We start from the raw sequence: 1,348 nt of genomic DNA, 5'->3' as shown, positions 1-1,348 counted from the left end.
GTCGTTGCTTTGATCGACGATTATTTCAATTTGGCTTATGAGCCGAAGAGCCGTGATTTCGACACGGTCTTTCACCCGAGCTGCATGATTCAGTGGATGGATGAAGGTCGGTTGCGCACGCTGTCGTCGCAGGAGTATGCGGCACTCATCCACGGGAGGCAGAGTCCTCGATCGACCGGCGCGCCGAGAGACGAAGCGATCCTGTCGACGGAGAATATATCGGACAACCTTTCAACAGCTACCGTGCGGGTGCGAATCGGCAACAAGCTATTCAACGATCACTTCGTCATGCATAAGGTAGAGGGCAACTGGCTGATCGCGACCAAGGCGTCCGCCGTAGTGCATACGTTCGACTGAAGCGCCACGCGGCGGATGCACGCCAACGTCCGGATTCGCGAGCGTGCCACGAAGTGCACGAAAGCACCGGCGACCAAAACCCCAGGGAACGCGTCGATTTTCCGGGGGCTTTTACGTCGTCGAACATTGAGTGACTGGAGGCGGGGGCCGGGGACCGGACTCGAACCGGCACCACTCAAACATGCCCCTCACGCTCGATCGCCCGTCCCGATTACGGGCTGCGCATGCAGTTGCGTATTGGCCGGCGCAATCCGCTGTACAGTACGGCGATCGGCAAGGTGCTGCTCGCGTGGATGATGCCCGGCGAAGCGCGCACAGTGCTGGCCGGCGTCAAGTTCCGGAAGTCGACCGCGAAGACGCTCGCGTCGGCGGAAGCAGTGACGAGCATCCTGCCGCACGTGCGGCAGCAGGGCTATGGCGAGGACAACGAGGAGCAGGAAGATGGCCTGCTGTGTCTCGCGGTGCCCGTGTTCGACCGTTTCGATCGCGTGATCGCGGGATTGTCGCTGTCGTTCCCGACGATGCGGTGCGGATACGAAGGCGCATTACGTCGCGCTGTTGAAGGAGGCAGGGCAGGCGATTTCCGGGCGGCTTGGCCATCGCCAGGAGGCGGCTGGCGTCGAGCAGGCGACGGCGGCACAGAATTGAACACGTGCCGGTAGAGAGCCGGCAAAACGACACGACAATACGACCTCAATAACGGATCATGCAGATGAAAATGACGAAGCGCATCGCGATCGCGATGCTTGCGATCGGCGCGTGCGTGGGCACGAACGGTGCGTACGCAAAAAACGCGGTGGACTGCACGAAGCTCAACACCGCAACGAGCGGCCCGGAGGACAACTTCCGGCCGCCGGCTTCGGGCACGGTCATCGGCGCGGGGCGCGCGTACTTCTACTCGGCGCCCGATGCGCAATGCATGACGAAGCGGACCTTCATCATTCCCGGCGATTCGGTGACCGTCTACAAGTCTCACGGGCGCTGGTACAAC

At 61.6% G+C, this 1,348-nt stretch carries 3 protein-coding genes; all 3 read left to right on the top strand.

Translation table 11 applies throughout. From position 1 onward, the window contains the following. On the top strand, positions 1-357 hold a 357-nt coding region (locus tag ACWDD7_RS37740), incomplete at its 5' end, for a nuclear transport factor 2 family protein (RefSeq protein ID WP_450460717.1). A gap of 134 nt (positions 358-491) precedes the next feature. After that, entirely contained in the window at positions 492-1,019 is a 528-nt protein-coding gene (locus ACWDD7_RS37735) for an IclR family transcriptional regulator domain-containing protein (protein WP_450460718.1), read from the top strand. Between the two features lie 56 nt (positions 1,020-1,075). Then, on the top strand, positions 1,076-1,348 hold a 273-nt coding region (locus ACWDD7_RS37730), incomplete at its 3' end, for a hypothetical protein (RefSeq protein ID WP_450460716.1).

This window comes from Streptomyces sp. NPDC001056 (genome assembly GCF_053598955.1).
The sequence above is the reverse complement of the archived record's forward strand: the minus strand, read 5'-3'. Positions and strand labels throughout refer to the sequence as shown.